Origin of the sequence: Streptococcus infantis (assembly GCF_047460875.1) — a bacterium.
In the GTDB taxonomy this organism is placed as follows: domain Bacteria; phylum Bacillota; class Bacilli; order Lactobacillales; family Streptococcaceae; genus Streptococcus; species Streptococcus infantis_AA.
In genome coordinates, this window is the sequence record NZ_JASHFI010000005.1 from 108,254 (window position 1) to 117,790 (window position 9,537).

General features: G+C 38.5%; 1 protein-coding gene. It reads left to right on the forward strand.

Going from position 1 to position 9,537, the window contains the following annotated elements:
* Nucleotides 1-8: 8 nt before the first annotated feature.
* The coding region (locus tag QM887_RS05120) for a Spy0128 family protein (RefSeq protein WP_414270817.1) at nt 9-9,537 on the forward strand (9,529 nt) is incomplete at its 3' end.

A 9,537-nucleotide genomic window follows, 5' to 3' on the forward strand; every position in this document is an offset into this window, starting at 1 on the left:
CTTATCATATGATAAGAAGAGAGCAACAACGATTTTCTTTAAGAAAATATAAAGTTGGGGTCGCATCAGTTTTCTTAGGAACCACCCTTAGCTTTTTAATGGCTAATGGTGGTGCTGTAAAAGCATCTGAGATTATTGCACAGTCAAATTCTGGAGAAAATACTGAACTCGTCGACAAAGACCAGTCGAAAGATCCAGTCGCCAATGTGGAGGATACAGTTGTTACTGAAACTTCAGAAGTTAAGTCAGAAACATCAAGACCTGAAGTTAAGTCTGAAGAAGTAAAATCAGAAGAAGCAAAAGCTGAAAAAATTGAGAAAAAAACATCTGTTAGTCCTGAGGCAAAACCAGAGTCTTCTAAACCAGCAGCATCTTCAAAAGCAGAAGAAGTTGTAGTAGCTAAGCCTAAGGCAGAAGAAAAGACTGAATCTAAATCAGAGGAAAAATCTGAGCCTAAAGCAGAACTTTCAGCTGTAGCTGAGGCAACTAGCCTTGATACAAATGCTAGTGCAGCTAATGTTGAAGCAAAACCACTCGTTGATACAGAAACACTAGCTTTGGCAGCTGAAAATACAGTAAATGCAGGTGCATTAGCTACAAATGGTGGTCGTCGCCGTAATCGTCGTGCTGCAACTGAAGAAGTTGTATCTGGAGACCATAACTCTAAACCAATTGCTGTAACTACTTACCTAAAGGATGGTGAAGTTGCTACACCTAATATGACAAATTCAAATGGTGCAAGTGTTCGTTCTCAAACGGTACCAGCTGGTTACTCAGCTAAAGAAGGAGATTGGTACACATACGCTATCTGGGATTTAACTAGATTCAATGAACGTTATGGTACAAAATACTATGCTCGTGCTTATAAGAGATTTGATGAATCTACAGATACAACTGTTGAATTACTAGATAAAACTACTGGTAATGTACTAGAAACAAGAACTATCACTTCATCTAGTGGTGTTCAAAAATTCACTACTACTACAGCGGCATCTAATAGCCAGTTAACTTTCCAAGTAGATTATAAAGCAGGTACTGCTGAAAAAGGTAAAGCAACTCAACCATTTATTCAAAATGGTTATGAAGTTGGAAGCAGTATAACAAGACTAGTGGCATCAGGGCACCAACTTACACCGGCAGAACAAGCACTTTATAATGCTGTTTATAATGCTCGTACTACAACAGATATTCTAAACGTTGTTGAACCAGCTTATAATGGTCGTACAATTACAGATTCAAACGCTAAAATACCAGAAACAATTAATAAAACAACTTACTATAAAGTAGTTGATAAAAACAACCCAACATTTAATGCAAATAAAACAGATAAGACTGTTCAAGATTATAAAGAAAATGGTAATGAAGTAGACTTAGCTAGATATACTCTTAAAGCTGAAGAAGGACAAAGCTTCACAGCATCTGGAGAGCGTCAATTTGATGGATACAAACTTTATCAAACGGCTGATGCAAATGATAAATCAGGTTATGTAAGCCGTCCTTACAAAGTTGGAACTAAATTCATGGATGCGGACCGTTATGGTATTAAACGTATTAAAGAAGTAGTTGGAGAAGACGGTTCAGTAGTAATCCGTGTTTACTTACTAGATCCAAAACAACAAAGTAAACGTTCTGATGGTACATTAGACACAGATGGATACATGTTACTAGCAGAGACTAAGCCAATTAAACCAGGTGATTGGAATTCACAGGAATTGGCTGTTAAAAAATCACCTCTTAACACTATTCCGCATACTGTAACTGATCCAAAAACTGGAGCAAAAACTAATTATCCAAACGGTAAGGAACTTGAATTTGATTTCTATAAAGGTTCTGACATGCCACCATATCACGCTGTATTTGTACCATTCTTAGGGGATAATATTGGATACAAGATAGATAATGCACAATTAGAACGTGGAGTATACGGTAGTGGTATAAAAGTTGACTTAGCAAACTCGTTTACACCATATAAACAACCTGTTTATTACTATGTCAAACAAAATCCGGTTGAAGTAACTCCAGAAGTTGAAAAACAACTTGAAGGACGTGCACTTGTTGATGGTGAATTTACTTTCAAATTAACAGAAGATAAGAGTAGTCCTGACAAACACGAAGAAACAGTTACCAATAAAGCTGGTAAAGCTACATTCAGCAAGCTGACCTTCAATAAAGCTGGTACTTATAAATACAAAATCACTGAAACAAAAGGTTCTGATACAAACGTTGACTACGATGCAATGACAGTTACTATGACTGTTACTGTAACTGAAGATTCTAAAGGTGTTTTACAAGCTTCTGTTAAATACAGTGGTATTGGTGGATTTGCTTCAAGTGCAGATGATAAAGTCTTTAACAACTATGTTGTAGCACCAGTTAAGACTAAGTTTGACTTCAGCAAGGCTCTCGCAGGTCGTGAATTGAAAGCTGGAGAGTTCACTTTCCAATTGAAAGATTCAAAAGGAACTGTTCTTCAAACTAAAACTAATACTAAAGCAGGTCTTGTAGCCTTTGACGACTTGAACTTTGACAATACACAAGTTGGTACTCACAAGTATACTGTAGAAGAAGTTCAAGGTTCTGAAGCAGGAATGACTTATGACCCAATGAAAGCTGAAGTAACGATCACTGTTACTAAAGAAGGTCACGTTCTTAAAGCAACCAATACACTTCCTGCAGATAGAGAGTTTAATAATACCTTCACACCAGCTCCTGTTAAAGTAAACCTTGAATTTGATAAATCACTTTCAAATGGTACCTTGAATGCTGGAGACTTTAGCTTTACCTTGACTGGTGACAACAATGTTAGTGAAACCGTAACTAATAAAGCTAACGGTAAGATTAACTTCAGTGAATTGTCATTTGACCAAGCAGGTGTCTACAACTATACTGTTAAGGAAGTGAAGGGCAATAAAGCCGATGTAGACTACGATGCAATGACGATCGCAGTTAAAGTCACTGTTACAAAAGATGCAACTACTGGTCTTTTGTCAGCTAAAACTGAAATGACCTCTAAAGGTGGTGAAGCAACTGGTACAGATGATAAAGTCTTTAACAACCATGTAGTGGCACCAGTAACAGCTCAATTTGACTTTAGCAAAGCTCTTGCAGGCCGTAAACTGAAAGTAGGCGAATTCAGTTTTGTATTGAAAAATTCTGAAGGAACAGTTCTTCAAACCAAGCAAAATGATGCTGATGGAAAAGTTAAGTTTGATGCTTTAACATTCACTAATACTCAAGTTGGAAATCATAAGTACACTGTAGAGGAAGTTATCCCAGAAACTAAAGAAGCTGGAATGACTTACGACACCATGAAAGCTAACGTGACAGTTTCTGTAACGAAATCGGGTCATGCACTTACAGCTGTAGCAACACTTCCAGCAGATAAAGAATTTAACAATACCTTTACCCCAACTGCAACACAAGCTCAATTCAAGTTCACTAAGAGACTTGAAGGTAAAGAGCTTACGAAGGATGCCTTCACATTTGAATTGCTTGAAAACGGTAATGTTATCCAAACTAAGAAAAATGCGGCTGACGGAACTATCCAGTTTGACGCAATCGCTTATGATCAAGAAGGTAGGCATACATACACTGTACGTGAAGTAGCTGGAGCTGACACAAACATTGACTATGATTCAATGAATGCTGTCGTAACAGTTAATGTAACGAAAGATGCTGCATCTGGTACCTTGACTGCTAATGTTACAATGCCAGAAGATTCAGAATTCAACAACTATGTTGTGGCACCAGTAACAGCTCAATTCGACTTCAGTAAAGCACTAGCAGGCCGTAAACTTAAAGCAGGCGAATTCAGTTTTGTCTTGAAAAATTCTGAAGGAACAGTTCTTCAAACCAAGCAAAATGATGCTAACGGTAAGGTAAGCTTTGATGCCCTCACATTCAGCAATACTCAAGTTGGAAATCATAAGTACACTGTAGAGGAAGTTATCCCAGAAACTAAAGAAACTGGGATGACCTACGATACGATGAAGGCTGTAGTAACGATTACTGTTACCAAATCTGGACATGCATTGACTGCAACTAAGTTACTTCCAACTGATACAGAGTTTAACAATACCTTCACACCTTCAGCAACTACTGCTCAGTTTAGCTTCACTAAGAGACTTGAAGGTAAAACACTTGAAGCAAATGCTTTCACGTTTGAATTGCTTGAAAACGGTAATGTTATCCAAACTAAGAAGAATGCACAAGATGGAACAATCACCTTTGACGCAATCTCTTATGCTCAAGAAGGTACGCATACATACACTGTCCGTGAAGTAGCTGGAGATGACACAAACATTGACTATGATTCAATGAACGCTGTGGTAAAAGTTACTGTTACTAAGGATGCTGCAACTGGTCTCTTGTCAGCAAAAGTTAACATGCCAGAAGATACAGAGTTCAACAACTATCATGTGGCTCCAGTCGTTGCAAGATTTGACTTTACTAAGAAATTAGCAGGTCGTGAACTTCAAGCAGGTGAATTTAGCTTCGTATTGAAAGATTCAACTGGTAAAGAAATTGAAACTGTTACCAATAAAGAAGATGGAACAGTTACTTTCACTGAGTTGTCATTTGACAATACTAAAGTTGGTACACATACTTATACTGTTGAAGAAGTAATCCCAGCTTCAAAAGAGCTTGGAATGACTTACGACACCATGAAAGCAACCATTAGAGTTGAAGTTGCTAAGAATGGTCACACCTTGACTACTGTAACTAACGTAACGTCAACTGGCGGTGTCAATGCTGATGGAAGATCAACAGAAGGAACTGCTGATAAAGAATTTAACAACAAGGTTACTCCTCCTGAAACACCTCAATTCCAACCTGAAAAATTTGTTCTTAATAAAGAGAAATTTGACATTACAGGAACAAAACTTGTAGACGATGATGATGAATTGACTGATGAGTACACTGCTACAAATGCTAACCCATACGCAGATGGAACTTCAAACAACGAAGCAGAAAACATCAATACCAAGACCGTTGAACGTGGTGATAAACTAGTTTACCAAGTATGGTTGGATACGAAAAACTTCACTGATAAAAATAACATCCAATCTGTTGGAATCTCTGATACTTATGATGCAGAAAAATTAACTGTTAATGCTGCTGATATTAAAGCTTATGACAGTGAAAGTGGAGATGACGTAACTGATAAATTTGATATTACAGTTGAAAATGGTGTCATCACTGCAACATCTAAGAAAGAATTTGTTAATGGTGACAATGTTATCGACACCACTAAATTCGCCTTTGGTCGCTACTATAAATTCGATATTCCAGCAACTGTTAAAGATACTGTTAAAGCTGGTGCAGATATTGAAAACGCTGCAAACCAGATCGTTCATGTTTATAACCCAGTAAGCAAAACAGTCGAAAAACCAGAAAAACCAACTCAAAAACGTGTAAATACTGTACCAGTTACAGTTGACCTTAAGTTCACTAAGAAGTTAGAAGGCCGTACTTTAACAGCGGGTGAGTTTAGCTTCGTTCTTAAGAAAGATAATGTTGCAGTTGAAACTGTTAAGAATGATGCAGAAGGCAAGATTACCTTCAAGACACTTAAGTTTGGTAAAGATGATCTTGGTAAGACTTATACGTACACAGTATCAGAAATTACTGGTAGTGATTCAACAGTAACCTATGACGACATGGTTGCTACTGTAACTATTAAAGTAGCTCATGATGGTACTGCTAAAGCGATTGTTGCTTCTGTAACAGATGCGCCAGACAAAGAATTTAACAACAAGGTTATCCCTCCAGATGTTCCTCAATTCCAACCTAAGAAATATGTATTGGATCAGGAAAAATTTGATATTAAGGGTGGTTCATTATTAGACGATGATGAAGAATTGCAAGATGAAGTTGCTGAGACCAATAAAAACCCTTATGTTGATGGATATGACAACAATGAAGAGGGGAATATCAATACATATGCAGTTCGTCGAGGTGATCGTATCGTCTATCAAGTTTGGTTAGATACAACTAAATTTGATCTTAATAACAAAGATAATATCCAAACAGTTGGAATTACTGATGACTACGATGAAACCAATGTTGATGTCAAAGCCTCTGATATTAAAGCCTATGATTCAGCTACAGGATTAGATGTAACTGATAAGTTTGATATCAAGGTTGAGAATGGAGTCATGACTGCAACTCTTAAAGCTGGCTTCACTAAGTCACTTGGTGATGCAGAAAGTACTCAAGTCATCGACACAACTAAATTCGCCTTTGGTCGCTACTATAAATTTGATATCCCAGCAACTGTCAAAGCAGACGTTGAAGGCGGAGTAGACATCGAAAATACGGCAGCGCAAATCGTTCATTACTATAATCCTACTTCTAAGACTGTTGAAAAACCAAACAAACCAACTCAAAAACGTGTTAACTCTGTACCAATTGAAGTTGAGTTTAACTTCACTAAGAAGCTTGAAGGTCGTGAATTGAAGGCCGGTGAGTTTACGTTTGAATTAAGACGTGAAGATGGTGAAGTGATTGAGAGAGTCAAGAATGATAAAGATGGAAAAGTTAAATTTGAATCTTTAGAGTTCATGAAGGGCGATGAAGGAACTCATAAGTTTACGATCGTTGAGGTCCCTGGAACAGACGCGACAGTCACATATGACCCAATGGAAGCGGAAGTGACAGTAGAGATTTCTTACAATGGAAAAGCTAAAGCACTTGTGAAAACAGTGACAGACGCTCCAGACAAAGAGTTCAACAATGTTGTAACTCCTCCAGAAGAACCTAAGTTCCAACCAGAGAAATACGTTGTTTCAGAAGAGAAATTCGATATCACTGGCGACAAGCTTCTTGATGATGATTCTGAGTTGACTGATAAATATGGTGAAACAAATACAAATCCATATGTAGATGGAACTTCAAACAACGAAGCTCAAAACTTGAATACGAAGACTGTGAAACCAGGCGCTAAATTGGTTTACCAAGTATGGTTGGATACAACTAAATTTGACGCAGCTAACAAGGATAACATCCAAACAGTAAGTATCTCTGATGACTTCGATGAAACGAAAGTAAATGTAGATGCATCCGCAATCAAGGCCTACGATTCAGTAACTGGTGCAGATGTAACTGACAAGTTTGACATCAAGATCGAAAATGGTGTCATGACCGCAACCCTTAAAGCTGGCTTCACGAAGTCACTTGGCGATGCAGAAAACACTCAAGTGATCGACACAACTAAGTTCGCCTTTGGTCGCTACTATAAATTCGATATCCCAGCAACTGTCAAAGCTGACGTTACGGCTGGTGCAGACATCGAAAATACGGCAGCTCAAGTAGTTAACTACTATAACCCAACTACGAAGAAAGTTGAAAAACCAGAAAAACCAACTGAAAAACGTGTTAACTCAGTACCAATCTCAGTGGACTTCAACTTCACTAAGAAGCTTGAAGGCCGTGAATTGAAGGCTGGTGAATTCAGCTTCGTATTGAAAGATGCCAAAGGAAAAGAAATCGAAACTGTTCAGAACGACAAGGACGGAAACGTTAAGTTCAAAGCCATTGAGTACAAGAAAGGCCAAGAAGGCACTTACAAGTACACAATTGAAGAAGTTAAGGGAACAGATGCGACTGTTACATATGACTCTATGAAGGCAGAAGTAACAGTTGTAGTGGAACACAATGGAAAAGCTAAAGCACTTGTGAAAACAGTGACAGACGCTACAGACAAAGAGTTCAACAACGTCGTAACTCCTCCAGAAGAACCTAAGTTCCAACCAGAGAAATACGTTGTTTCTGAAGAGAAATTCGATATCACAGGCGACAAACTTCTTGATGATGATTCTGAGTTGACTGATAAATATGGTGAAACAAATACAAATCCATATGTAGATGGAACTTCAAACAACGAAGCTCAAAACTTGAATACGAAGACTGTGAAACCAGGCGCTAAATTGGTTTACCAAGTATGGTTGGATACAACTAAATTTGACGCGGCTAACAAGGATAACATCCAAACAGTAAGTATCTCTGATGACTTCGATGAAACGAAAGTAAATGTAGATGCATCCGCAATCAAGGCCTACGATTCAGTAACTGGTGCAGATGTAACTGACAAGTTTGACATCAAGATCGAAAATGGTGTCATGACCGCAACCCTTAAAGCTGGCTTCACCAAGTCACTTGGCGATGCAGAAAACACTCAAGTGATCGACACAACTAAGTTCGCCTTTGGTCGCTACTATAAATTCGATATCCCAGCAACTGTCAAAGCTGACGTTACGGCTGGTGCAGACATCGAAAATACGGCAGCTCAAGTAGTTAACTACTATAACCCAACTACGAAGAAAGTTGAAAAACCAGAAAAACCAACTGAAAAACGTGTTAACTCAGTACCAATCTCAGTGGACTTCAACTTCACTAAGAAGCTTGAAGGCCGTGAATTGAAGGCTGGTGAATTCAGCTTTGTATTGAAAGCAGAAGATGGAACACCGATCGAAACTGTTCAGAACGATAAGGACGGAAACGTTAAGTTCAAAGCCATTGAGTACAAGAAAGACCAAGAAGGCACTTACAAGTACACAATTGAAGAAGTTAAGGGAACAGATGCGACTGTTACATATGACTCTATGAAGGCAGAAGTAACAGTTGTAGTGGAACACAATGGAAAAGCTAAAGCACTTGTGAAAACAGTGACAGACGCTACAGACAAAGAGTTCAACAACGTCGTAACTCCTCCAGAAGAACCTAAGTTCCAACCAGAGAAATACGTTGTTTCTGAAGAGAAATTCGATATCACAGGCGACAAACTTCTTGATGATGATTCTGAGTTGACTGATAAATATGGTGAAACAAATACAAATCCATATGTAGATGGAACTTCAAACAACGAAGCTCAAAACTTGAATACGAAGACTGTGAAACCAGGCGCTAAATTGGTTTACCAAGTATGGTTGGATACAACTAAATTTGACGCGGCGAACAAGGATAACATCCAAACAGTAAGTATCTCTGATGACTTCGATGAAACGAAAGTAAATGTAGATGCATCCGCAATCAAGGCCTACGATTCAGTAACTGGTGCAGATGTAACTGACAAGTTTGACATCAAGATCGAAAATGGTGTCATGACCGCAACCCTTAAAGCTGGCTTCACCAAGTCACTTGGCGATGCAGAAAACACTCAAGTGATCGACACAACTAAGTTCGCCTTTGGTCGCTACTATAAATTCGATATCCCAGCAACTGTCAAAGCTGACGTTACGGCTGGTGCAGACATCGAAAATACGGCAGCTCAAGTAGTTAACTACTATAACCCAACTACGAAGAAAGTTGAAAAACCAGAAAAACCAACTGAAAAACGTGTTAACTCAGTACCAATCTCAGTGGACTTCAACTTTACTAAGAAGCTTGAAGGCCGTGAATTGAAGGCTGGTGAATTCAGCTTCGTCCTTAAAGATTCAGAAGGTAAGACTCTTGAAACTGTAACGAACGATGCATCTGGAAACGTTAAGTTCTCAGCTATCGAATTCAAGAAAGAACAAGCAGGCGTTCACAACTACA